The sequence below is a fragment of the Devosia sp. SL43 genome, assembly GCF_021729885.1.
GTDB lineage: Bacteria > Pseudomonadota > Alphaproteobacteria > Rhizobiales > Devosiaceae > Devosia.
Map to the genome: position 1 here is coordinate 1,023,503 of NZ_CP063401.1, position 24,404 is coordinate 1,047,906.

At 61.7% G+C, this 24,404-nt stretch carries 23 protein-coding genes; 15 read left to right on the forward strand and 8 right to left on the reverse strand.

Going from position 1 to position 24,404, the window contains the following annotated elements:
* The first annotated feature begins 76 nt into the window (after nucleotides 1-76).
* Nucleotides 77-496: a curlin gene (locus IM737_RS05095; protein ID WP_236898839.1), complete on the forward strand. Its 420-nt coding sequence runs from the start codon at nucleotides 77-79 to the stop codon at nucleotides 494-496.
* 16 nt (nucleotides 497-512) lie between these two features.
* Here IM737_RS05095 and IM737_RS05100 read toward each other — a convergent pair whose 3' ends face one another.
* Nucleotides 513-1,793 carry an adenylate/guanylate cyclase domain-containing protein gene (locus IM737_RS05100; RefSeq protein WP_236898840.1) on the reverse strand — a complete coding sequence of 427 codons (1,281 nt, stop codon included), beginning with the start codon at nucleotides 1,791-1,793 and terminating at the stop codon, nucleotides 513-515.
* A 217-nt stretch (nucleotides 1,794-2,010) separates the two neighbouring features.
* Between IM737_RS05100 and IM737_RS05105 the strand changes: the two genes are divergently transcribed.
* The 4 genes from IM737_RS05105 to IM737_RS20920 all read left to right on the forward strand — a co-directional run bounded on the left by IM737_RS05105 (nucleotide 2,011) and on the right by IM737_RS20920 (nucleotide 5,347).
* Nucleotides 2,011-2,484: a MarR family winged helix-turn-helix transcriptional regulator gene (locus IM737_RS05105; RefSeq protein ID WP_236898841.1), complete on the forward strand. Its 474-nt coding sequence runs from the start codon at nucleotides 2,011-2,013 to the stop codon at nucleotides 2,482-2,484.
* A gap of 4 nt (nucleotides 2,485-2,488) precedes the next feature.
* Entirely contained in the window at nucleotides 2,489-3,583 is a 1,095-nt protein-coding gene (locus tag IM737_RS05110) for an HlyD family secretion protein (protein ID WP_236898842.1), read from the forward strand.
* A 1-nt stretch (nucleotide 3,584) separates the two neighbouring features.
* Nucleotides 3,585-5,129, forward strand: coding sequence for a DHA2 family efflux MFS transporter permease subunit (locus IM737_RS05115; protein ID WP_236898843.1), 1,545 nt, complete (start codon nucleotides 3,585-3,587; stop codon nucleotides 5,127-5,129).
* Nucleotides 5,130-5,212: 83 nt separating this feature from the next.
* Complete coding sequence (locus IM737_RS20920) at nucleotides 5,213-5,347, forward strand: hypothetical protein (protein ID WP_272906546.1); 135 nt, start codon at nucleotides 5,213-5,215, stop codon at nucleotides 5,345-5,347.
* Between the two features lie 60 nt (nucleotides 5,348-5,407).
* Here IM737_RS20920 and dksA read toward each other — a convergent pair whose 3' ends face one another.
* Nucleotides 5,408-5,827: an RNA polymerase-binding protein DksA gene (dksA, locus tag IM737_RS05120; protein WP_236898844.1), complete on the reverse strand. Its 420-nt coding sequence runs from the start codon at nucleotides 5,825-5,827 to the stop codon at nucleotides 5,408-5,410.
* A gap of 153 nt (nucleotides 5,828-5,980) precedes the next feature.
* Nucleotides 5,981-6,400, reverse strand: coding sequence for a flagellar assembly protein FliX (locus tag IM737_RS05125; protein WP_236898845.1), 420 nt, complete (start codon nucleotides 6,398-6,400; stop codon nucleotides 5,981-5,983).
* A 246-nt stretch (nucleotides 6,401-6,646) separates the two neighbouring features.
* On the opposite strand from IM737_RS05125, the gene IM737_RS05130 reads away from it, so the two are divergent.
* From IM737_RS05130 to flaF, 8 genes are all read left to right on the forward strand, one after another.
* Nucleotides 6,647-7,771 carry a flagellar basal body P-ring protein FlgI gene (locus tag IM737_RS05130; RefSeq protein ID WP_442874192.1) on the forward strand — a complete coding sequence of 375 codons (1,125 nt, stop codon included), beginning with the start codon at nucleotides 6,647-6,649 and terminating at the stop codon, nucleotides 7,769-7,771.
* Nucleotides 7,771-8,097, forward strand: coding sequence for a rod-binding protein (locus IM737_RS05135; protein ID WP_236898847.1), 327 nt, complete (start codon nucleotides 7,771-7,773; stop codon nucleotides 8,095-8,097). Before IM737_RS05130 ends, IM737_RS05135 begins: the two co-directional genes overlap by 1 nt.
* A complete protein-coding gene (locus tag IM737_RS05140; protein ID WP_236898848.1) occupies nucleotides 8,094-8,561 on the forward strand; it encodes a hypothetical protein in 468 nt (155 codons plus the stop codon). The genes IM737_RS05135 and IM737_RS05140 overlap by 4 nt, the downstream gene beginning before the upstream one ends.
* Before the next feature lie 104 nt (nucleotides 8,562-8,665).
* Entirely contained in the window at nucleotides 8,666-9,013 is a 348-nt protein-coding gene (locus IM737_RS05145; RefSeq protein WP_236898849.1) for a hypothetical protein, read from the forward strand.
* Between the two features lie 209 nt (nucleotides 9,014-9,222).
* Nucleotides 9,223-10,683 carry a flagellin N-terminal helical domain-containing protein gene (locus tag IM737_RS05150; RefSeq protein WP_236898850.1) on the forward strand — a complete coding sequence of 487 codons (1,461 nt, stop codon included), beginning with the start codon at nucleotides 9,223-9,225 and terminating at the stop codon, nucleotides 10,681-10,683.
* Nucleotides 10,684-10,976: 293 nt separating this feature from the next.
* Nucleotides 10,977-12,542: a flagellin N-terminal helical domain-containing protein gene (locus tag IM737_RS05155; RefSeq protein ID WP_236898851.1), complete on the forward strand. Its 1,566-nt coding sequence runs from the start codon at nucleotides 10,977-10,979 to the stop codon at nucleotides 12,540-12,542.
* Between the two features lie 203 nt (nucleotides 12,543-12,745).
* Nucleotides 12,746-13,141 (forward strand): flagellar biosynthesis repressor FlbT, encoded by a 396-nt coding sequence (gene flbT, locus IM737_RS05160; RefSeq protein WP_236898852.1) that lies wholly within the window; start codon nucleotides 12,746-12,748, stop codon nucleotides 13,139-13,141.
* Nucleotides 13,122-13,487: a flagellar biosynthesis regulator FlaF gene (gene flaF, locus IM737_RS05165; RefSeq protein WP_236898853.1), complete on the forward strand. Its 366-nt coding sequence runs from the start codon at nucleotides 13,122-13,124 to the stop codon at nucleotides 13,485-13,487. Before flbT ends, flaF begins: the two co-directional genes overlap by 20 nt.
* Nucleotides 13,488-13,548: 61 nt before the next feature.
* On the opposite strand, the gene IM737_RS05170 is transcribed toward flaF, so the two are convergent.
* The 3 genes from IM737_RS05170 to IM737_RS05180 form a co-directional block, all read right to left on the reverse strand.
* A complete protein-coding gene (locus IM737_RS05170) occupies nucleotides 13,549-15,462 on the reverse strand; it encodes a hypothetical protein (protein ID WP_236898854.1) in 1,914 nt (637 codons plus the stop codon).
* Between the two features lie 17 nt (nucleotides 15,463-15,479).
* A complete protein-coding gene (flgK, locus tag IM737_RS05175; protein WP_236898855.1) occupies nucleotides 15,480-17,318 on the reverse strand; it encodes a flagellar hook-associated protein FlgK in 1,839 nt (612 codons plus the stop codon).
* Between the two features lie 71 nt (nucleotides 17,319-17,389).
* Complete coding sequence (locus IM737_RS05180; RefSeq protein WP_236898856.1) at nucleotides 17,390-19,162, reverse strand: flagellar hook-basal body complex protein; 1,773 nt, start codon at nucleotides 19,160-19,162, stop codon at nucleotides 17,390-17,392.
* A gap of 228 nt (nucleotides 19,163-19,390) precedes the next feature.
* On the opposite strand from IM737_RS05180, the gene IM737_RS05185 reads away from it, so the two are divergent.
* Both IM737_RS05185 and IM737_RS05190 read left to right on the forward strand, forming a co-directional pair.
* Nucleotides 19,391-20,257 (forward strand): ATPase, encoded by an 867-nt coding sequence (locus IM737_RS05185; RefSeq protein ID WP_236898857.1) that lies wholly within the window; start codon nucleotides 19,391-19,393, stop codon nucleotides 20,255-20,257.
* A 68-nt stretch (nucleotides 20,258-20,325) separates the two neighbouring features.
* Nucleotides 20,326-21,237, forward strand: a complete 912-nt coding sequence (locus IM737_RS05190; RefSeq protein ID WP_236898858.1) for a homoserine O-succinyltransferase — start codon at nucleotides 20,326-20,328, stop codon at nucleotides 21,235-21,237.
* Here the strand turns inward: IM737_RS05190 and IM737_RS05195 are convergent, their stop codons facing one another.
* Together IM737_RS05195 and IM737_RS05200 are read right to left on the reverse strand one after the other, a co-directional pair.
* The gene (locus tag IM737_RS05195) at nucleotides 21,238-22,356 is read right to left on the reverse strand and encodes a hypothetical protein (RefSeq protein ID WP_236898859.1); all 1,119 of its coding nucleotides are present in this window, start codon (nucleotides 22,354-22,356) and stop codon (nucleotides 21,238-21,240) included.
* Nucleotides 22,353-24,299: a glycosyltransferase family 2 protein gene (locus tag IM737_RS05200; RefSeq protein WP_236898860.1), complete on the reverse strand. Its 1,947-nt coding sequence runs from the start codon at nucleotides 24,297-24,299 to the stop codon at nucleotides 22,353-22,355. The genes IM737_RS05195 and IM737_RS05200 overlap by 4 nt, the downstream gene beginning before the upstream one ends.
* Nucleotides 24,300-24,404: the final 105 nt, after the last annotated feature.

Below are 24,404 nucleotides of genomic sequence, written 5' to 3' on the forward strand. Positions count from 1 at the left end.
GCCCCCCTAATCTCTGGTCATCGGCTGGAACACCCCAGCAAGCCTTGAGACCCAAAACCCAAACAGGAGAGACGCCATGACCACCAAGTTCACCAAGACCTTCGTCGCCGCACTTGCTGCAGCCGCCATTGGCGTCGCCAGCCTTGCCGCCCCCGCAATGGCAGCCGGCCAGGTTTCCATCAGCTACACCCCCACCGATCCGGATGAAGCAGCCGCTTTGGGCCTCGGCCTCGGACTTTTCGGCATGATCAACGGCATGGGCGCCACCGGCGCCAACGCCCAGCAGAACGGCAATTTCAACTCCGCCGGCTTCAACCAGAACGGTTCGGGCAATAACGGCGTGATCGTCCAGCAGGGCAACGGCCACAACGGCACGATCTCGCAGAACGGCAACAACAACAGCTGCGGCCTGTTCCAGTTCGGCGAAAACACCAACGCCCAGTGTGCCCAGAACGGCAACAACGGTTCGAGCATCACCACCGTGTTCGGCTTCTAAGCCAACCAACCATTTTTTACGCAGCGGGGCCTTCGGGCCCCGTTGTCGTTTCGGCCTCTGCAAGGAACCAGGTTTCCAGCCGGCCTGCACCCTTGATCTCAAGCGCACCGCGCGGCTCATAGGCGAAGGCGGCGCCCGCCATTTCCGCAAACGACGATGACACCTGGATCCGCCCAGCTTCGCCATGCGCCTCCATGCGCTGGGCGACATTCACCGTGCTGCCCCACACATCGTAGGAAACGCGCATGTCGCCGATGACGCCGGCAATCACCGGGCCCGTATGGAGCCCGATGCGAAGTCCGAGAGGTGTATCGCCCAGCGGCCGATGGCCATCTATGAAGGCCAGCATATCCAGCGCCAGTCGGCCGGTAGCGACCGCTCCGGCGGCGGCATCCCCCGACAAACCGCCAACTGCCATGTAGCCATCCCCCATGGTCTTGATCTTGTCGACGCCGTGGCGCTCGCACAGAAGGTCAAACCCGGTGAAGACCTCGTCGAGATAACCCACCAGAGTCTCGGCCGACACGTCGGCGGCCGCCTGGGTGAACCCGGACAGATCCGCAAACATGACGGTAGCGCCTTCGACCCGGTCGGCGATTTGCCGTTCCTCTGCTTGCTTGAGTCGGGCTGAAACCGATTTCGGCAGCATCACGTCGACAAGGGCATCCGACACCGCGACCTGCTGCGCCAGTTCCTCCTGGGCGCGATTGAGGGCTGTCAGAATGTAGGAAATACCCAGACCGTTGATGATCATCACGTTGATGATGGCCTGCGACGACAGGAACGCCCGGAAGCTGACATCGCCCGGAAGCAGAAAGCCCAACGGGTTGCCGAATTGCAGCACGGCCAGCAGTGCGATGAAAGCAGCGACGTAGAAGGCCAGATAGATCGGCCAGTTTCTGACGCCAAACATGACCAGCATGAAGGCGGCAAGCGCGAAGTAGATGTGCAGATCGCTGGCAAGTCCCAGCGAGAACACCACGAAGCTATGGCCCACCACGATCAGCGTGCAGAGGCATGCCGCGACGATATTGTCGCCAAATCGATGCAGCCGGTGCAGGCTTAAGGCGATCACGACGATCGCCAGGTTGTAGATGTGGAGCGGCATCAGCCCCCACAGGCTGTAGCTGGCATTCATCACCAGGTGCGACAGCGCGTTACCGGCAACCACCAGCGACCCGACATTGGCGAATGTCTGGCGCCTGATCACATCGGGATTGTCGCTGACGATGCCCATGCGCGTCAGGTGCCGCGCCCATTCCGGCCACCGAGAAGGTCGCTGCGGCGACCGTTGCACGAGATTGCTCCGCCCGCTCATCATCGCCATTCCGGCCCGATTAATTCCAGAAATGCATCAAGGCACTGGGCGCCCCCGCCCGGTCTTCGCAATGTCACATGCCTGCAGGGCGAGGCCAAGCCAAAACGGGTAGCTCTCGCGCCGGCATGCCTTCGGCACATGGCAGCTCTTCCCCACTATGCTTGACGCCATAAGTACACGTATTATATGTGCACTTATGAAATCGAAAACCCGCAGACTAGACAGCTTCAAGGAGCGCGCGCCGCTCGGATATCTCCTGTTCGACGTGGCAAAGCTGATGAAGCGCCGCTTCGAGGAAGAGGCGCGTTCCCATGGCGTGACCCTGCCGCAATGGCGGGCGCTGGCGCATGTCGCCTTCACCGACAGCATCTCGCAGGTCGCCTTGGCCCAGGCCATCGATACCGACCAGATGACGGTGTCGGGCGTGCTGGACCGGCTCGAAAAGCGCGGCCTGATCACCCGTGAGGCCGACCCCGCCGACAGCCGGGCCAAGCTCGCCCGTGTGACCGACAAGGGTCTGGCCATCGTGGAGAGTGCGCGGGCCGCCGGGACGGCAATGTATGAGGCGGCGCTGGTTGGCGTCGCACCCGAACAGACGGCCATCGCCACGGCCGTCTTGCAGCAGATGCGTAACAATCTCCTCGGCCAGGCGGCCGAGACCAAGGACTGATCAAATGAATGCGCGTGTTGAAGAGCCGAAATCGGCCGAACCTGTCGATGTCGTTGTGACCACCCCCGCCGCGCCAGCCAAGAAGAAGCGCTCCGGCGGCCGCATTGCCCTGATGCTGCTGGTGCCCGCCGCCCTACTCGGCGGCGGCGCCTATTTTTACCTGACCGGCGGACGTTATATCGACACCGACAATGCCTATGTACAGCAGTCGAAAGTCTCGATCTCGTCCGACGTCTCCGGGCGCATCGCATCCGTCGCCGTCGCCAACAACCAGATGGTGCAAGCCGGCGACGTGCTGTTCACGGTCGACCCTGAGCCCTATCGCATCGCGTTGAGCCAAGCCGACGCGGCGCTCGCCACCGCCCGCGTCAATGTCGAACAATTGCGCGTGGGTCTTGCAGTGGCGCGGGCCAAGCTCGACGCCGCCAATGCGACACTGGAAATCCGGCAGAAAGACTGGGATCGCAATTCTGCGCTGCAGACCCAGGGCGTAACGGCCGAATCCAGCCTCGACGACGCGCGACTGGCATTGCAGGCGGCGCAGAGCAACGTGGCACTGGAACAGCAGGACGTCGCCAACGCCACAGCTGCGCTGGGCGGCAACCCCGACATCGCCACCGACGAACACCCTGCAGTCCGCGCCGCCATGGCAGCGCGCGATACCGCGGCGCGCAACCTCGAAAAGACCACGATTCTCGCGCCGGCCGCTGGTATCGTCAGCCAGGTGGATAGTCTCAATGTCGGCCAGTTCGTGGCCACTGGCTCGACCATCGCGACGCTCGTCGAAACCGAAGTGACTTGGGTGGAAGCCAACTTCAAGGAAACCCAGCTCACCGGCCTCGCCGCTGGCATGCCGGTGGAAGTCACCGTCGACGCCTATCCCGGCCTGGCCCTGACCGGCCATGTCGACTCGATCGGCGCAGCAACTGGCGCCGAATTCGCGCTGATCCCGGCCCAGAACGCCACCGGCAATTGGGTCAAGGTGGTACAGCGCATCCCCGTTCGCATCGTGCTCGACGGCGAGGTTGGCGCCAACCTGCGCGCCGGCATGAGCGCTGCAGTGAAGGTGGATACCCAGCCGGAAGGCGCGGCTTCTTAAAATGGCCGAGCAAGCCCCGGTGTCGGCGCCCACAGTCACCGTCAAGAACAAGGGATTGCTGACCGCCGCCATCATGGTGGCGGTGGTGATGCAGGTGCTCGACACCACCATCGCCAATGTCGCCCTGCCCCACATGCGCGCCAGCCTTGGCGCGTCGCAGGACGAGATCAACTGGGTCTTGACCTCCTACATCGTCGCCGCGGCTATCGCGACGCCGCTCACCGGCTGGTTTTCGGACCGTATCGGCCGGCGCAGGCTGCTGCTCGGCGCCGTTGTCGGCTTCACGGCCGCATCGCTGCTCTGCGGCGTTGCCGCCAACCTGTCGCAGATGGTGTTGTTCCGCGTCGTCCAGGGCATCTGCGGCGCCATGCTGGTGCCGCTGGCGCAGGCCACGATGATGGACATCAATCCCCGCGAAAGGCTCGGCCAGGCCATGGCGATTTTCGGGGCCGGCATCATGTTCGGACCGATCATCGGGCCGACATTGGGCGGCTGGCTCACCGAGACGTTCAACTGGCGCGCGGTGTTCCTGGTCAACCTGCCGGTGGGCATTGTTGCCTTCGTCATGCTGTTCGCGCTGATGCCAGACACAATCATCAAGATCCGCAAGTTCGACTTTTTCGGCTTTGGCATGTTGGCCCTGGCGGTCGCATCGTTGCAGATGCTGCTCGATCGCGGCCAGGGCGTCGGCTGGTTCGATTCGCCGGAGATATGGATCTACCTGATGCTGACCCTATCCGGCATCTGGGTATTCGTCGTACACAGCTTGACCAGCGCCAACCCGTTCATCGATATTGCAATGTTCAAGGACCGCAATTTTACCACCGGCCTTGTGCTCATCTTCACCACCGGCATCACCCTGTTCTCAGGCCTCGCTCTGCTTCCACCGATGCTGCAGAACCTGATGGGCTTTCCCGTGGTCGAAACCGGCATCTTGATGGGGCCGCGCGGCATCGGCACCATGGTGTCGATGATCATCGTTGGACGGCTGGTCGCCAAGTACGATCCACGCATCCTGATCGTCGGCGGTACGCTGCTGATGGGCTATTCGCTCTATATGATGACGCAGTTCGACATCGTCATGAGCACCGGTCCCATCCTGCTGTCGGGGTTCCTGCAGGGCGTCGGCATGGGTTTTGTCTTTGTGCCGCTCAACTCACTGGCCTTTGCCACCATCGCCTCGAAGTACCGTGTCGAAGCCACCTCGATGTTCAGCCTGGTCCGCAATGTCGGTCAGGGTGTGGGCATTTCGCTGGTCACCACCGTGCTGGCCCAGATGCAGGTGGTCAACTACGGCGAACTGGCCTCACGGCTGACCGTGGATTCAGGGCCACTGCGCGACTTCGCGGCGGCGAATGGTGGATTCGCCAATGTGGCCAGCACGCTGAGCGGGCTGGTGACGCAGCAGGCGGCCATGCTGGCCTTCCTCGACGATTTCCACCTGATGATGATCATCACCTTCCTGTCGCTGCCGATCGTTTTCCTGCTCCGCCGGCCCAAGAACCAGGCCAAGCCGGACCCCGCCGAGCACGTCATGGCGGACTGACGAAAAATCGTGAACAGGCCGGCGCGGAACAAGTTCTGCTCGCGCCGGTTTAGCAGGCAACATTCCCGCTGTGAAAGACTCCCATGATGGTCACGCTACTGGTCGCCGCCGCCCTGCTCTGTGTCAGTCTGCCCGTGGCGTTTATCGCCGCGCTGGTGATGAACGACAGGGATGCCAGGCGAGCCGATCTGGGCGTCGAGGCCATACGATCCCGCTGAAGTAGCAAAGAAAAAGGCCCGCATCGCTGCGGGCCTCTTTGTAATTCCATTCCGGTCCGACTACTCGTCCCGGTAGACCTTTTCGCGGCGCTCGTGCATTTCCTGGGCTTCCAGGCTCAGCGTTGCGATCGGGCGGGCGTCGAGACGGGCGATGCCGATCGGATCCCCGGTTTCCTCGCAATAGCCATAGGTGCCATCGTCAATGCGCTTGAGGGCGGCGTCGATCTTGGAGATCAGCTTGCGCTGGCGATCACGCGTACGCAGTTCGAGGGAGCGGTCACTTTCCGAGCTGGCACGATCGGCCATATCGGGATGATTCTGGCTCTCTTCCTGAAGGTTCTCGAGGGTCTCGCGGCTTTCGCGGAGGATATCGTCCTTCCACGCATTCAGCTTGGCCCGGAAATATTCCCGCTGGCGCGGATTCATGAACGGCTCGTTGTCAGTGGGCCGGTATTCAATCACTTCTGCAACCGAAGACATCAGCAGACTCAACTCCAATGCGCCCCTTATGGCGGCCTATATATGCGCGCGCGCAACCCCCGGCAAGCGCGTAAAGTGGCAGTGATTAATACGTGAAAGGCCGTACGCGTCAGGCGCATAGCTCAGTATCGACAACATTTTGATGAAGCCGGCTCAGGCAGCTGGGAAGCGCCCGAACTTGGCCAGCTCGACCCGCACCCGCAGTTCGATATCGTCGAGCACCGCGTCAAGATCAGGCAGCGACCGCTCCCGCACCTCTGCCAGCATGCCGACCAAGGCATCGAGCTTGCCGACGCTGACACGGCCGACCAACAGATCGGCCTTGATCTCATCCAGTGTATCGAGCAGCGACCGGCCGCGACGGAGCGACTTCTTTTTGCCTTCCAGCGGACCGTCCACGGCCTGAAGGGCCAGAATTGCGTCAATGCCGGTCATGCCTGCCATCGGAGCAGCCGACGCTACGCGGGCCGGCGCTTCGCCGCCGGCCGGGATGAAATCCACGCCGGATCCGCTGCGCCCGGCAGAGCCGCCTTTGCCGACGCCAGAGGTGCGATTGTTGGTTTCGATGCGCAAGGGCGGACTCAAATCGGTTTGGCTCTCGTAGCGGCAAAATCTGCCTCCAGCCCTTAACAAGGCCTTAACGCACCCGGCAAGAATTGCAGCCCCAGTCGCTCGGACGAGCACGCATACTCAATGGGTCAGGACAATATCCTGCAATTTCAATGCATTAGCTACAGCGCCCGCAACTGGCACGATTTTCGCAATGTGATGGGCGAAGGCCGCGCCATGGGGATGGGGTGGCGCAATACGGGGACGACGATGCCAAGAACCATGATGCAGAGGCTGATCGCGACGGTGTTGAGCACCGCCCTCGTACTACTGCCGGTCGCAGACGCTTATGGTGCGGCTGCCCGCATCAAGGATATCGTGGACTTCGAAGGCATCCGCGAGAACCAGCTAGTGGGTTATGGCCTGGTGGTCGGCCTCAACGGCACCGGCGACAGCCTCAACAATTCCCCGTTCACCAAGCAGTCCCTGCAGTCGATGCTGGAACGCCTTGGCGTCAATACGGCCGGCGAGAATGTTCGCACCGCCAATGTGGCGGCCGTGATGGTCACCGCCAACTTGCCACCCTTCGCTACCCAGGGTTCGCGCATGGACGTGTCGGTCGCTGCTCTCGGCGACAGCGACAGCCTGCAGGGCGGCACCCTGCTGGTGACGCCGCTGCTCGGCGCCGATGGCGAAGTCTATGCCATCGCCCAGGGCCCCGTGGCCATCAACGGCTTCAAGGCCGAGGGCGACGCCGCGACAATCATCTCCGGCGTCCCGACCACCGGTCGCATTTCCTCTGGCGCGCTGATCGAGCGGGAGATCGACTTCCACCTCGGCGCCCAGACCTCGCTGCGCCTGGCCTTGCGGAACCCCGATCTCACGACAGCCCGCCGCATCGCATTGGCGGTCAACGACTTCATCGGCGCCCCGACCGCAACGCCGGAAGACCCGGCAACCGTGCGTGTCACCCTGCCCCCAGGCTTCAACGGCAATATCGTCGACCTGCTGACCGATATCGAGCAGTTGATGGTGGAAACCGACCAGACGGCCAAGATCGTTATCGACGAGAATTCCGGCATCATCGTCATGGGCAAGGATGTGCGCGTCTCGAGCGTCGCCGTGGCCCAGTCGAACCTGACGGTTACCATTGCCGAGGACCCGAACGTCTCGCAGCCCAATCCGCTCAGCCTTGGGCAGACCGCAGTCGAGCCCAATACCACCCTCAATGCCAATCTCTCTGAAACCGCCCTCGCCGTGGTCAACGAGTCAGTGACGTTGCAGCAGCTGGTGGATGGGCTCAACGCGTTGGGTATCTCGCCGCGCGACCTGATTGCCATCCTCCAAGCGATCAAGGCCACCGGAGCCCTCCAGGCCGAAATCGAGGTGCTGTGATGATCGAGACCATCGCAAGGCCCGGCTCCACCCTGACGTCGGCGCAAATTGCCCGAGTGCGCCAGCAGGCCGAGGATTTCGAAGGCGTGTTCCTCAACACGCTGACCAAGCAGATGTTCTCCACCATCAAGACCGATGAAGCATCAATGGGCGGCGGTTTTGGTGAGGAAACGTGGCGCGGCATGCAGGCCGAACAGCTCGCCAACACCATGGCGCAGAATGGCGGCCTTGGGATTGCCGACCAATTGATGCCGGACCTGCTGGCCCTGCAGGAAGCCGCCAACAACCAGAACAATATCAAGCCGACCATGGGAGCCTACCAATGACCGCAGCCGCCCGCCTTGCCGCCCTCGATAGCCTTCCGGCCAACGAGCTGTGCCAGATGGCCGAGATCGCGCTCGCCGCTCTGGTCAATGTCATGAATGAAGAAACCACCCTGCTCCGCGCCGGCCATCTGCGCCAGGCCAGCGCCCTGACGCCGGACAAGACGCGGCTGGCACAGGACTATGTGGGCTTTGCCCGCTCCGTCCAACGCCAGGGCGACCGGCTCAAGGCGCAGGCACCTGCTGCCGTCGCGAGGCTGAAGCTGGGCCACGAACGGCTGGCGACGCAGATGGCGGAGAACCTGCGAGTCCTCGCCACTGCACGCACGGTCACCGAAGACCTGTTGACAGATGTCGCCAAGATCGTGGGACAGCAGAACAAGGCAAAGGCCTATGGTCGGAGCGGTACCGTTACAGCAGACCCAGCCGCCTCGGCCCGAGGCATCGCCATCAACCGCGCCCTTTGATTTAGAATCAATTTACATCAATTACCGTCAACAGCAGTAACGGGGAAACAATCGGAGTAGATTTACGCTGCCTACTGGCCTTACGTGGATGCAAGGACAGCGTCATGATGATCTCCGCAATCACGCCCGAGTCCCCGGTTTCGGGCACACATAGTCTGAGCGACTACCGCTATCGCCCCACACCTGGCGAGCGTACCGTGCTGCCTGACAGTGCTCCGGCCACGCCTAAGAACTCGACATCAAGCAATAACGAGCAGTTCCCCCAGGGTGAACGCCAGACGCCGCCCCAGCCCGAACTGCCGCGCCGGGACTCATCGTCCATGTTCGCCGCCGCTGTCATTGCGGGCGCGTTGTCGCCGACGCCAAAGACAATGGAAGAGCTGATGATGCGGATCGGCACCAGCACGATCCCCGAGGAATCCGAAGCGCGTCTCAAGGACCTCATCGCCTAGTTAATGCAAGATGACTGGTCGCCCGATGCAGTATTTCCCAAAAGCCCCGGTTTCCGGGGCTTTCTATTTTCACCCAGTAAATCCGCGCAACGAATTTGCTCAAATAATCGGCAGTCGTTTAACCGTTCTTTAGAAGCTGCTGGATGATGTTCGGGATGCCTCAGGAGAGGCGTTGTAGTTTGCGTAATCCTAGAAAAGGACCTTAGTAAATGGGTGATATCTCCCTCTCGAAAGCCGTTCGCTCGAACCTGCTTTCTCTGCAGAGCACTGCTACCATGATGGGCAAGACGCAGGAGCGTCTCTCCACTGGTAACAAGGTGAACTCGGCTCTCGATAACCCGACCAACTTCTTCACTGCCCAGTCGCTCAACAGCCGCGCCAGCGACATGAACGGCCTGATGGACTCAATGGCCAATGGTATCCAGACTCTGGAAGCCGCAGACAATGGCCTGACCTCCATCACCAAGACCCTGGAATCCATGCAGTCGACCCTGCGCCAGGCTCGCCAGGACAAGTCCTTCCAGACCGCCTCCTATACGATGCCAACAACGGGCCTGACTGGTGCGTCCGAGCTGTCGTTTACTGGCGGTTCAGTTGGTAGCGTAGCGGTAGACATTGCTCTCACCAGCAACACAGCCGCTGCAGCGACCACGTCTGCAACCGCTACTGGCCAGACTACGGCCACTACACTTGCTACGGCCGGCCTCGCCGACGGCGAAACTATCATCATCGGTGACGGCGCGGATACCGTGACTTACACTGTTGGTACCGCTGCTACTGAAGACCTCGACGACCTGATCCAGGCGATCAACGCTGATACCGACGTTGACGTCACCGCCAGCATCGACGCCGACGGCCAGTTTACCTTGACCGCCGACAACAATACCACTGCTATCTCGGTCGCTGGTACCGGCGCAATTGCCGGCCTTGCAGCTCAGGCGGTTCCGACAGCAGTCAATACTGCCAAGACGGTTGATGCCCTGGTCTCCGAGATCAACACCAACGACGATCTTGAAGGCAAGGTTCGCGCTTCGAACGACAACGGAAAGCTCCGTATCGAGAACCTGTCGACCCAGGAACTAGACATCGCTGGCACCACATCTGCCGGCGCAATCAACGGCAGCTCGGCCAGCACCACTGAAATCCTGGGCAACACCGTGCGTGCCGATCTGGCCGACCAGTTCAACGAACTGCGCGATCAGCTCGACAAGCTCAGCGACGATGCCTCCTTCAACGGTATCAACCTGCTGCGCGGCGACAAGCTGACCATCACGTTCAACGAAACTGGCTCGTCCTCGATCGACATCCAGACCAAGGACGAGAACTCGGTCAACTCGACCAACCTCGGCGTCTCGACCACGCTGACTGCTGCCGATCTCGACGCCGACACCAACATCGACGCCGAACTGACCAAGCTCAAGACCGCTCTGAACGAAGTTCGTTCGCAGTCGTCCGCCTTCGGTTCGAACCTGTCGATCGTGCAGAACCGTCAGGACTTCACCAAGTCCATGATCAACACGCTGCAGACTGGCGCCGCCAACCTGACGCTGGCCGACATGAACGAAGAAGCCGCCAACCTGCTGGCCCTGCAGACCCGCCAGTCGCTGTCGTCCTCCTCGCTCTCGCTGGCTTCGCAGGCCGACCAGTCGGTCCTCCAGCTGATCCGTTAATCGGCTCTAGCGACCAAAGAATCGGAAAGGCGGGCTTCGGCCCGCCTTTTTCGTTTTGGGACTCATCGGGGCGAGTCGCCCCCGCCATTCACCAGTTCACACCAAAACCGATGATCCAGACGAGCACCCTGCCCCACCAAGGCCCCAGGAAAACCAAGCACGTCCAACGTGTTATGGTTAGCGAAGCGTCAAAAATCATGGTTAACGGGCCATTAGGATTCTGTGAGTTAAATATGAATCAACCTCAAGAAGAGGAATGAGCCGATCGTCGGCGCCGTAGTGAAGGAAGCACAATGTCCGATATCTCTCTCTCGAAAGCCGTTCGGTCGAACCTGCTTTCGCTACAGAACACCGCCGAAATGATGGGTAAGACCCAAGAGCGTCTTGCGAGCGGCAACAAGGTGAACTCGGCTCTCGACAACCCGACCAACTTCTTCACTGCGGCATCGCTCAACAGCCGCGCCGGCGACCTGAACTCGCTGATGGACTCCATGGCCAACGGCATCCAGACCCTGGAAGCCGCAGACAATGGCCTGACCTCCATCACCAAGACGCTGGAATCGATGCAGTCGACCTTGCGCCAGGCGCGCCAGGACAAGACCTTCCTGACCAGCTCCTACACTGTCCCAACCACCGGCATCGACGCCACCGATGAACTGACGTTTGGCGGCGGCCAGTTCGGCATTGCCACGGAGACGGTGGAGTTGGCCAAGGCCAACGCGGTTAATACCGGCGCAGCTTATGCCGCCCTCGACTTCTACGACGGCGCAGCGGCCGAGACTATGACATTCGACCTCGGCATTAACGGCGAAACACCGGCGCGCTCTGTGTCCATAACGGCAACCGGCGCGACAACGCTGAGTGTTGCCATCGATGGCGGCACCGCGACCACCTTCACCATCGCCGATCAGAACGCGGTCACGCTGACGGAAATGCAGGACGCGCTGAACGCAGCCTTCGATGCTGCGGGAACCCCTGTTCCGATCACAGTCGGCAACGCGGGCGGCGCCTTGACCTTCACGGGTAATGATTCCGTTAGCAACGAACTCGCGGCCATCACCGTCACCAACCTCACGACGACCGATGCGGCCACACTTGACCTGGCCGACTTCGGCTTTAACGCCGGTGGCACTGCCACTCTGGTCAACGTAATCGCCAAGACCGTTGATGAACTTGTGTCGGAGATCAATCGCGACACTGACCTTCGCGACAAGATCCGTGCCTCCAACGACAACGGCAAGCTGCGCATCGAAAACCTGTCGACCCAGGAACTTGAGATCGACGGCATCACATCCGGCGGCGTCATCGACGGCACGACCACGGGTGGCGCCACCATCGGCGGCAATACCGTCCGTGCCGATCTGGCCGACCAGTTCAATGAACTGCGCGATCAGCTCGACAAGCTCAGCGACGATGCCTCCTTCAACGGTATCAACCTGTTGCGCGGCGATAACCTGAAGATCACCTTCAACGAGACCGGCACGTCCGATATCGACATCCAGACCAAGGATGGCGAAGCACTCAACTCCGCAAACCTGGCCATCTTCGACATCACTGCCGTCGATCTCGACAGCGACACCAATATCGACGCCCAGCTTGCCACAGTGAAGACCGCTCTCAGCGACGTCCGCTCCCAGTCGTCCGCCTTCGGTTCGAACCTGTCGATCGTGCAGAACCGCCAGGACTTCACCAAGGAGATGATCAACACGCTGGAAACCGGCGCGGCGAACCTCACCCTGGCCGACATGAACGAAGAAGCGGCAAACCTGCTGGCCCTGCAGACCCGCCAGTCGCTGTCGTCCTCCTCGCTCTCCCTCGCCTCCCAGGCCGACCAGAGCGTGCTGCAGCTCCTGCAGTAAACGTCGAAGCTCCAAACGTCACAAAGGCGGGCCCAGGCCCGCCTTTTTCGTTCACGCCATTACCGAAACGCCACCGCCGGTCCGTTAATCTCCGATTGGGTATGATCCGACATCGGCGCGGGCCATGGCTCGCCTTCATTGTTTTCGCCACTATGGCAGGCTAGATCAGACACAGATAATGCCGAGTCGCGGAGGCTCAGAACATGGCGCTCAAGGTCGAACTCAAGCCGGGCGAAAAATTGTTGGTGGGCAACTGTATCATCACCAATTCGGACCAACGTACACGGCTATTCATCGATGGTCGGGCGCCCATCCTGCGCGAAAAGGACATCCTCACCGCAGAAACGGCTGACACGCCAGCCAAGCGCATCTACCTGGCGGTGCAGCTGATGTATATCGACGACGATATCAGCAGCACGCAGGAGCAGTATTTCGCGCTGGTCAACGAATTTCTATCTGCCGTCCCCTCCGCTGGGGAGATAGTTAATCAAATCAACAACGAGATATTAACCGGGCAACTGTACAAAGCTCTGAAGGCCTCCCAAAGGCTTATCGAGTATGAACAGGACCTGATCTCCAATGCATCAGCAAGGCGCTAAGGCGTACCAACAGACCGCCAAAGTTGTTGAATCCTCCCGCGAGCGCGAGTCGGCCCTCCTGATGAAGGCGGCAGCAGGCCTTCAGAAGATCAAGGACGAGTGGCCCGACAGCTACGATGAACTGACGCCGGCCCTGACCTTCAATCGCAAGCTGTGGACCATCTTCATGGCATCGGTGGTGAAGGAAGACAGCCCCCTGCCCGCCGAAGTCCGCCAGAACATCGCCAATATCGGCATCTTCATCATGAACCAGACCCGCGAGATCCTGATCGCACCGACGCCGCAAAAGCTCGACGTGCTGGTCCGCCTCAATCGCCAGCTCGCAGCAGGCCTGCGCGGCGCCTGAGCTACCGAACGGACAAACAAAAACCCCCGCATGCTGCGGGGGTTTTTGTTTGTCCTGTACGCTAGATGAAGTTGACGAGGCTGAGTTGGCTAACCATCGAGGTCACCTGATAGCTGGCCTGCAGGCGCGTCTGTAGCGCCAGAATTTCCATGGCCACATCTTCCTTGCTCACCGTTTCGACGTCGCTCAGCAGGTTGTCGAGCTGAGCCTTGTAGTCGGTGTGGCGCTTGGTCGAGTTGTCGAGCGTGCCGCGGGCGACACCGAGCTCCATCGTCAGGATTTCGATCGAGCCGCGCTCGGAATTGTGCGCCTCCGACAGCTCGGATTGCTGGCGGATGGCCATGCCGTCAAAGCGTCCCTTGGAACTGGTATCGCTGTCGGGATAGGTCTCGACCGACATCGACGCCATCGTGCGCATCAGCCGCAGGAAACCGGATTCATTGGCTTCCATGCCGTAGGACACGCGCGTCGCGTCATCGACCTGGGCCGTCACGCTCTGGCGCGGATTGCCCTCTGCAGCCATGGCGGCTTCGGTCAGGACGACGTTGATTCCGCTGGCAAAGTTGGCCGCTGTGGCATCGGCATCGGCGCCAATGGTGAACTGACCCGGACCAGCCTTGCCGACCACGGCGGTGAGCGCCACTGTCCGGGTGGTGCCATTGGGCTCGCTGAGCGTAACTTCGACTGTTTCGCCAGCCGCAGGCACGGCGGTGAAGGCCACGCTGACGCTGCTCGGATCGGCGGCGGTATAGGTCGTGTCGATATTGGCGGTGTCGGCTGAAACGCCGGTGATCTGGAAGCCGTGGCTGGCCGAGCTCGGCGAGCGTTCGCCAAGCGTGACGGTGTCTCCGGCGGTGCTTATCCCCAGGCGCCCAAGGCCCGTGGCCGACACAGCCGGCGACTGGCCGTTGTACCACATGACCGTATCGGTCTCGTCGGCAATGCGGAGCGAGGTCGCCGTGGCCGGATTGCCCTGCACGCGCAACACCGGCTCGCCGGGGCCATTGAAGAAATTCTGCGCTGCGGCAAAGGTCGAGGCGGCCGCAAGCTCCTGGCTGCCCACTTCGACCAGCTTGGTGTCCAGCGCCGCCTTGAAGCTGGCCGCTGTCGCCTCGGCGTCGGCGCCGATGACGAATTCGTTGATCGATCCGCTGGCCTCGTCGGCGGTCACGGCACGCATGGTGATCTGCGTTTCAGTGCCGTCGGGCAGCGTAAATCCCATGGAGATGGTGTGGCCCGACGAAATCTGGGCAGCCGGCGATGGTGCAAAGGTCACCCCGACCTCGTCCCCCAGCGGCAAGGTGCCTGCTGTGGGTTGCGTGACCGTAACGGCGCCGCTGGTGGAGGAAATTGTCGACACCTTCATGCCGAACGGGTGAACGCCATCCTCGGCCAGCGTCACCGACGTCGTACCCACTGTATGGGTGGACGCCAGGCGGCCACGGCCGTCGATGCCGGCATCCGCCGACTTGCGCTCGGTCACCACCGCCTTGAAGCCCGCCTTGCCGGCCTGCCCGTCGAGCAGCACCTGCGTGTCGGGCAGTGGAGCACTGTCCGTATTGGAGCCGCCAAACAGGTAGCGGCCGGCCACATCGGAATTGAGCAGCGTCACCAGCTCGTCCAGGCGTGCCTTGGACAGATCAGGCAGTGTCGCCATATTGATGTTGTTGGTCCCGTACTGGCCCTGCACGGCCGAATTGCGAGCCTCGCCCTCGATCTTGTCGAAGCGCGCCATGGTCTTGTCGAGAAAGCTCAGGCGCAGGTTGACGGTATCGATATTGGCCGAAAAGCCCTCGATCTTGTTGAGACGCGAGCGCACCGAGAGCGACATGGGCAGGTCGCGCCCCATATCGGCCAGCGTCGAGGCCTTCATGCCCGTGCCCAGCTGCATCTGCAGGTCCGAGAACCGCTCCTGCATCTTGGAGATGACGCCGAAACCGGTCTGCAGCGGGAACATCGACTTGTTGACGATCATTTGGCGTTACTCCTCACTCACGTCGTCGCGAACAGGGCATCGAGCAGTTCCTTGACCACCGAAACCACGCGCGCATTGGCGGCATAGGCGTTTTGCAACTCCATCAGCCGCGCCATTTCTTCGTCGACATTGACGCCGTACTCGCTCTCCATCTGGTCGACAACGGTATCGAGAGTCAGGGCGCGATCGTCCGCCTTGGTGAGCGCAGCGTTGATGGTCGAGCCCTGAAAACCCACGACCTGCGAAATCAGCTCGCTCAGGTTGCCGGTCAGCTGGAACTTGCCGGCATTGGCCGCCGGGTTTCCACCGGAGGTGAACTCCATGTCGGCAAGCTGACCGATGATGTAGTTGGCGCGGTCAGCATCACCCAGCGTGCCGCCAACTTCGTACTGCACCATCAGTTGGTTGTTGGCGACGATGGCCGGGTTGACCGAGATACGCGCCGCAAAGCCCTGCTTCTGCGGCGGATCGCTGTCGAGATTGTTGGTGAAGGCAGCATTGCCCTGATCGACGAACAGGTTGAAGCCCAGGCCCGCGCCCTGGAGACCTGTCGATGTCGGCCGCGCCACGGCGGTCTTGACGTCGGTCTGACCGGTTGCGCCATCGTCGAGGACACGCAGGTTTCCCTGCCCCGTGCTGGTGATTGCGAGGCCGGGCAGCTTGGCGCTCAGCGCCGCGGCGGCCGTGGTCGAATTGCCCGAGAGGTCGATGCCCAGAACACGCTGTCCCGTGGCGTCGATGTAGTCGACGGGGTCGGTCGAATTGACGACGCGCACGCGCTTGTCCACGCCACCTTCGGAGTAGGTGAGCAGAACGTCGTTGCCCGACTTGAGATTGCTCAGGTCGATGTCGAAGCCCGTGGCAGCGCCGGAGGTGACTGCGGTTCCCGGCGTCTTGTTGGTCGAGAAAGCCTGGGCAAGGCTGGAGGCGATCTCGTCGAGCTGATCCTGCGCCTCGACCAGGGTCTTGTCGCGCAGGGTGATCAGGCCACCCAATTCGCCGCCCTGGATGACGCCCTGAGTCACCAGATCGATCGTCAGGCCGGATGGTGTCGTCAGAGTGAGCTTGCCGACCTTGGTCTGCGTCGGATCGGGGTCGAACACCGAATTGGGCGACAGGTTGCCGGCGCTTTCGAACGAGAAGGTGGAAACACCATTGTCGAGCAGGCCCACACCGGAACGGGTCATCAGCGACACCGTGCCGTCGCCGCGATAGTCGGCCCGCACGTCGATGATCTCGGCGACCGACGAGACCAGGCGATCGCGCTGGTCCTGCAGCACGGCCCGGGCGCTGTCTGTCATGCCCAGGTCGAGCATGCGGTTGTTGACCTCGGCCAGCGAGTTCAGCATGCCGTTGAGGTTGTGGACGTCCGAAGCGATCTGGCCTTCGGTTTCCTGCCGCATGCCCTGGATGGTGCTGGACAGCCGGTTCAGCGTCTCGACCATGCTCTGCGCCGACGCAACGGCATTGGCGCGGCTGGTATAATCGTCCGGGCTGGTAGCAATGCCCTGAAGTGCTGTTTCGAGCTGACCGAACATGGTGTCGAGCGAGCCGGCCGAGCCGGGTTTGCCCAGGAAGCCCTGCAGGCGATCGAGGTAGCTGGCCTGGATGCTGGAGTTCGACGTGTCGGCGACCTGGCGCGTGTAGTAGCTCTGCAGACTCTGGTTGAAGGCGCGGTTGGCGCCGGCAGTCTTGGCATAGCTGCTGGACTGCGTGTTGTAGTCGACGACGTTCAGCGACTGCTTGTGATAGCCCGGCGTACCCGAGTTCGCGATATTGCGGCTAACAATATCCAGCGCGTCCTGGTTGGTGCGCAGGCCGGAAACAGCGTTGGTGAGTGACGTCGTCAGACCCATTTCTTGGGACTCCTCACTGGGCGATCAAGTCCGGAGCACCAGGCCCCGGACCATTACTCAGAGGCTCCGCCTCAGCGGATCATGTTCAGAGCTTCCTGCAGCATCTCGTCAGCTGTGCTGACGATGCGCGTGCCGGCCGCATAGGCCTGCTGCGTGACGATCAGCTTGGTGAACTCGTCTGAGATGTCCGTGTTGGATGCTTCGAGCGAACCGCCGATGATGCCCGAACCCGACAGATCGAGGATGGCTTCGCCCGACTCCGAGGTCGTCGCGAACACACCGCCGTCGAGGCGCTTGAGCTGGTTGATGGCGTTGAATTCCGCCGTCACCACCTGCGCCATGTCGATACGCTCGCCATTGGAGTAGGTGGCCACCACGCGGCCGCTATCGTTGATCGCCACCGACACGAATTCACCGGCGCCATAGCCGTTCTGGTTGAGCGTGGAGACGTTCACCGTGCCGTTCACGTCGGCGAACTGGGAGACACCGTTGGTATCGTGCTTGAGCTCGATATCGCCGATATTGACGCCGTTGATGGTGAGGTCGGTGATGGTGGTCGTCGACACGCCGGGGGCCACAAGCGAACCGTTTGCGCCAAACGTGTAGGTCTGCCCCGTATTGGTCCACATCGGCGCACCGCCGGTCGCGGCACTGTCGGACATGTAGAACAGGTTCCAGGTATCGGCACCACCAGAGGCAGCGCTATCGACCTTGGCCCAACGCATCTGCACGTTGGCCGGAGCGCCGTTCTGCGCATAGACGGTGATGGCGCCGCCGGCGACAGAGTTGGACTTGAAGAGGGTATCGTCGCTGGCAGCGATCGTGGTGATATCAGGACGGGTTGGGGCGGTCGCGGTGCTTGGATTGGTAAGACCGAGGGCCGTCAATTGTGCGGCGGTACCACCCGTCACCGAGAAGCTTGCGTGATAGTCAGTACCCAGGTTGATGCGCAGGCTGCCGGCATTGATGTCGATGACAGCGTCGGCTGCCGCCGGGCCACCATTGGTGCGCAGGGACGTCTGCATGGTGGCCAGCACACTGGCGACCGTCGCCGGCGCCGTGGTTATGTCGATGGCCTGGTTGCCGGTCGCTACGGTACCACCGTTGGTGAATTCGAAGGTCGTCGTGGTGCCGTTGACGTCCAGCGTCACCGTGCTGCCAACCGTGAAGACCGTGGCAGCGGCGTCGGTTCCGGTCAGCGCACCGCCCGTCATGACCGCGGACGTCGACGCCCCGGAATAGCCGGTATAGTCCGCTGACTCGATCAGCTCGCTGTTATAGACGGTAGCGTTGTAGGCCGTCGTCTTGGGCAGCTGCGGCAGGTTGGCCTGGTAGTTGATGCGGTTGGTCTGCTGGGCCGGCAGGAATGCGTTCGACAGCTCGATCACTTCCGGAACGGAACCCGAAATGTTGCCGGTCGACGTATCGATGGGCAGGCCCTTGAGATAGTAGCCAGCGCCATTGACCAGCATACCGTCCTTGTCGATCTCGAAATCGCCGCGGCGGGTATAGAAATTCGTACCGGCAAAGACCGAATTGCCGTCCGACTGGCCGATCTTGGGCTCAACGACAAAGAAGCCACTCGAATTGAGCGCGATGAAAGTCTCGTTCGAAACCGTCTTAATGTCGCCCTGCACTTCGTTGGTACCGCGCGACTGAGCCAGCACGGCACCCGGCACCTGGCGCTTCAGCGGCGCATCGGGGATCAGATCGAGGAAGTCGGTCTCGATGCGCTTGTAGCCCGTGGTTTGCGAGTTTGCGATATTGCCAGAAATGTTTTCCAGGGCATGCGCCTGGGCCCGAAGGCCGGTCACCGCACTGGAAAGAGCGCCATAAATGCCCATGAGAAACTCCGTATACCCTGTTTGCGTCTTCGGACGCGTTCGGGAGGAGTAATGCAAGTGCGGTGCCAACACGCTTGTGCGTTGAATGTGTTGAGTTTTTTGGCAATTGCGCGGGTGCGGCCGCTCCTGTCCCGGCAATTGAGTCCGAGCACGCGGCAGAAATTGCCGCCTGCTTGTGAAGCTGGGACGGTTGCATTAATGGGAAAGGCCTGAAGTTCGGGGCGTTTTATGCTGTTCAAGACCGTCGATGAGTTCATCAAGGCCCCACGCCGCGCCGTGACGGTTTTTGGCATGGCCGGCGTCGGCAAGACGCGGCTTTCCGCCATGCTGCGCGCTTCGAACTGGTTCCACTATTCGGCCGATTACCGCATCGGCACGCGCTACATGGGCGAGTTCATCGTCGACAACTTCAAGCGCGAGGCCATGAAGGTGCCGTTCCTCGCCGAATTGCTACGCTCTGACTCGATCTATCTTTCGTCCAATATCAGCTTCGGCAATCTCGACCCGCTCTCGACCTATCTCGGCACGCCCGGCAACCCGGATCAGGGTGGCCTGCCGCTGGCGGAATACCAGCGCCGGCAGGAGCAGCATCGTGTCGCGGAAATCGAGGCGCTCAAAGACGTGCCCTATTTCATCGAGCGCGCCAACACGCTTTACGGCTATGGCGATTTCATCGCCGATACCGGCGGTTCGCTGATCGAGGTCATCGACCCCACCAATGCTAATGACCCGGTGGTCCAGACGCTGACCGGCGCGACCGCCCTGCTCTACATACGCGGCACCGGCAAGGATGCCGCCGAGTTGGTGCGCCGCTTCAAGCAGAGCCCCAAGCCGCTGTACTACAGGCCAGAATTCCTCGTCGAAAAATGGGCCGAGTACAAGCTTATCCAGGGCATCGTGGCCGACGACGACGTCGATCCTAAGGGCTTTGGCCTCTGGAGCTTTGAGGCGTTGCTGCATGACCGCCTGCCGCGCTACCAGGCGCTGGCCGACAATTTCGGCTATGTCGTGGAAGCGTCTGACCTGGCCATGGTGCGCGATGGCGATGAATTCGTCGACCTGATGGCGGCGGCGATCGACAAGCGAATGCGGTAGCGCGTTCTCCATGGGGAGACGCGCCATGCCTGAATCGCTTTCCGATCATTCTCCGCCAAGAGGCTGATATGCCTATTCGAATTCCCGACGACCTGCCTGCCCGCAAGACCCTCGAGGACGAGGGCGTCTATGTGATGGATTCCACCCGCGCCGCCCGGCAGGACATCCGCCCGCTCGACATCGGCCTGCTGAACCTGATGCCCAACAAGGAGCGTACGGAGACCCAGTTCACCCGCCTGATCGGCTCGACGCCGCTGCAGGTTGAACTGACGCTGGTGCGCGTGTCCGACCACATCTCGAAGAACACGTCCGAAGATTATCTCAAGACGTTTTACCGCACCTGGGAAGAGGTCCGCGAGCGCAAGTTCGATGGCTTTATCATCACCGGCGCGCCGATTGCCCACATCCCGTTCGAGGAGGTGCGCTACTGGCCTGAAATGCTCGAGATCATGGATTGGACGCAGACCAATGCGCACCACACCATGTTCATCTGCTGGGGCGCCCAGGCTGCTTTGCACCATTTCCATGGCGCGCAGCGCTATCGCATGCCGCAAAAGGCCTTCGGCGTGTTCCGTCACCAGGTCATCAACCCACGCTCGCCCTATCTGCGCGGCTTTTCGGACAGCCCGATGATCCCGGTGTCGCGCTACAACGACATCGACCGCAGCACGCTTGGTCCCGACCTCGAAATCCTGATCGACAACCAGGAGATCGGCGTCTCCATGCTCGGCGACGCAAAGCACCGCGCGGTGCATTTCCTCAACCACCTGGAATATGACAACCGCTCGCTGGCCGACGAGTATGAGCGGGACGTCGCTGCGGGCAAGGGCACGCCGCCCCCGGCCAACCTGTTCCCCAATGGCGACACATCCGTGACGCCGGAGAACCGTTGGCGCAGCCATGCGCATCTCTTGTTCCAGAACTGGATCAACGAGATTTACCAGACGACGCCTTACGACCAGTCCGAAATCGGTCGCTGATCAGCCGATGCCGGGCAGCGCAACCTGCATGCCATAGAGCTGGATGGGCATCAGCCCGTCCAGCCATGCCGGATCTGCCCAGAGCGGGCTCAGCAGCCAGCTGGCGGCCGAACTCGCCAGCAGCAGGCCGAGCGTCAACCATCGCATCCACGGCCGCAGGCGGGTCGTGCAAAGCCATCCGACGACGGTCGCCATCATCACGGCCGCTGGCGTCCAGGCCGCCAACTGCCAGTCGAACTGGCTATTGCCCACTGCCAGGTAGAGCGGCAATGCGAGCGCAATCAGCGTGGTCAGCAGTTTGCGCCGCCGATCGGGCACGACGGCATGGGCCAGCAGGATCAGCGCCACCGGGGCGGTGGCTGCCAGCAGCATCAGCATCGGCAGCAACGAGCGGCCGCTGGGCTGAAAAGCCGCGATGAACGGGCCAGCCAGAACGTCGATGCCGATTCCGGCCCGTCCGGCCATCGCCAGCACGCCGGCAATGATGATCAGCGCCGGCACGACCGCGACCAGCAGCATCGCAGCGAACACTTGCGGCTTCTGCCGGGCCTCTGGCTCGCGGAACGGCACGGCAAGCACCAGCAGCAGGATGAGCGCGGCAACCGACGGCCCCGCCATCAGCAGCAGCGGCAGCGTCAGCCCGTAATTGATGATCGCCTGCACATCGCCAACCGCCTCAAGCCGGCGTTGTGCCGGGATCAGCGCGCCGATAGCCAGGATAATGAGGAATTCCGGGCTGGCTGTAGTCACAGCGTAGAGCAGGACGCCATGCGAGACGATGAGCGCCACGGCAAACAGCGCTTGCATGGCGGGCCAATCGCTGACCCGCAGAAAGCGGTACGAAAGCAAAGCACTGATGCTCGCCAGCAGCACATAAACCAGCACAAGCGCCGTGTCGGTGCCAACAAAGCCAAGCCAGCTGGCTATCCAGACTGCGAGAACGCTGAAAAGGCTGCCATCCTCCCAGCCCGGCAGTGCGTCACCAATCGGCACCCTATGCGTAGGCACGCCATTGCCAGCCAGATTGCCCCCGACGACGAGCAGAAAAATCGCAACCAACAGCCCCGCAGGGACGGCCCAGTCGCGTTTCGCTTGCGGGAGGACGGGCAGCGATCTCATGCGGCTTTCTCGCTCTCCGCCTTGGCGGCCGCCAGGTTGGCCTGGGTGATCGCCGACGTACCGTGCTCGGTCTTTTCCCAGTAGTGGGGATTGCTGATGAGCTGCTTGAGCGCTTTGTAGCCGGCGATCGAATGCAGCACCCAGTAGAAGGGCAGAGTCAGCCCGACGAGCACGAGGTCGAAATAGCGCCGCTTCAGCGCCGCAACGACGCCGAAATAGATCAGGAAGAGGTTGCCAACCACGAGGTTGAACACCGCCATCGTGCCGAACGGCTCGGGAAACAGCCAACCGAAGGGCGTCGTCTGGGTCACGAACATCAGCAGCGTGATGGCCCACAGGATGGGGTTGAGCAGCACGGTGAAAGCCGGCGCGCCGATGAAGAAGTGGAACGCGAAAAAGCCCACCGGGCCAATGGATTTGTAGAGCTGGACGGGGTGGCGCATATGCACCAGCCACGTCTGCATATAGCCCTTGATCCAGCGGCTGCGCTGCTTGATCCAGCTTGGCAGCACGCCATTGGCTTCTTCATAGGTCGTCGAGTTGATGACGCCGACCGTATAGCCTTCCTGCGCCAGCCTTACGCCCAAGTCGGCGTCCTCGGTGACGTTGTAGGGGTCCCAGCCGTTGACGTGGCGCAGGGCCGATAGCTTGAAGTGGTTGGACGTGCCGCCCAGCGGGATCGGCACCTTCAGCCGGTCGAGCCCGGGCAGCATGAAGTCGAACCACTGCGAATATTCCAGCGTGAACATGGCCGTCAGCCAGTTCTCGCCGCGATTGAAGTAGTTTAGGCGCCCCTGGACGCAGGCCAGGCTCGGCTCGGCCGTCCGGAAGGCCAGCACCGCCTTCTTGAGCTGGTCGGCCTCTGGCTGATCCTCGGCATCGTAGATGGTCAGAAACTCGCCGCGGCAGAACTGCAGCGCATAGTTACAAGCCTTCGGCTTGGTCTTGGGCTGGCTTTCGGGAACGCGGATGATCTCGAAATTGCCCGGCAGGTTGAGCGCCTTGGCAGCGTCGATGGTCTCGTCGTCATTCTCTTCGAGCACCAGCTTCACTTCGACCTTGGACGCCGGGTAATCCAGCCCCCGCAGCGCCTTGGCGAGCAGCGGCAGCACGCGCGCCTCGCGATACATCGGCACCAGCACCGTATAGACCGGCAGATCTCGATCGACGAGACTGGCCACCGCTTCGTCCGAAATCACCATATCGGCGCGCCGGCTTGAACCCACCCAGGTCAGCAGAAACTTGAAGGCAAAGGTGAGGGTGTAGAGCGCCGTCGCCGCTGACATCAGCACAACCAGAGTTGGCATCGGCGCAGCGATCAGCGCCAGCACGACGACCGCGAGGCACACCAGGATCGTGGTTTTCTGAGACTTGGTGACCGTGAACTTGGCCGAATGCTCGGGCTTCCATTCATATAGGCCTTCACGCGCCGTGTGGCTGTCGCGTTCGCGGAACATGGCCTGCGTCTGCCACAGGATATCGTAGGGCGAGGTGATGACGAAGCCATGCGCCGCGCCGAAGCGCGCCTCGGCCCAGCGGCTGTTCTCCTCCGACAGACCAGTGACCGCGATGAGGACTTTGCCATCCTCGATCCGCCACGGCGTCAGGTTCATAGCGGTATAATCGACGCGGTCATGCGGATCGATCAGCGCGGGGTCGCTGGGCTGCTCGCGCAGATTGACGAAGGGCAAACCCTGAATCGCCGCCAGCGCCTTGTAATACTGCATGCGCCGCACATAGCCCTGTGCGATCAGCACATGGGACAGCTCATGCCCCCATTCCGTGCTGGCACGGGTAGCGGCCGCCAGGTCGACGAGCGACAGGTTGCCCTGATGCACCAGCAGTTCGGCAACGGCGAGTTGCAGAGCATCGCCGACCGGGCTATTGCGCGGCAGGTCGAGCTGTTCGTCGAGCGAACTGAAATTGGTGGCAGCTTCGGACATAAAAAAACGCTAGGTCAAAACATGTGAAGGAACGGTCAAGCCGGCGTTCAAAACTCGCTGTTCCTGCAAATGCTTGAACCGCGATGGCAAATCCCTATCTTGCTG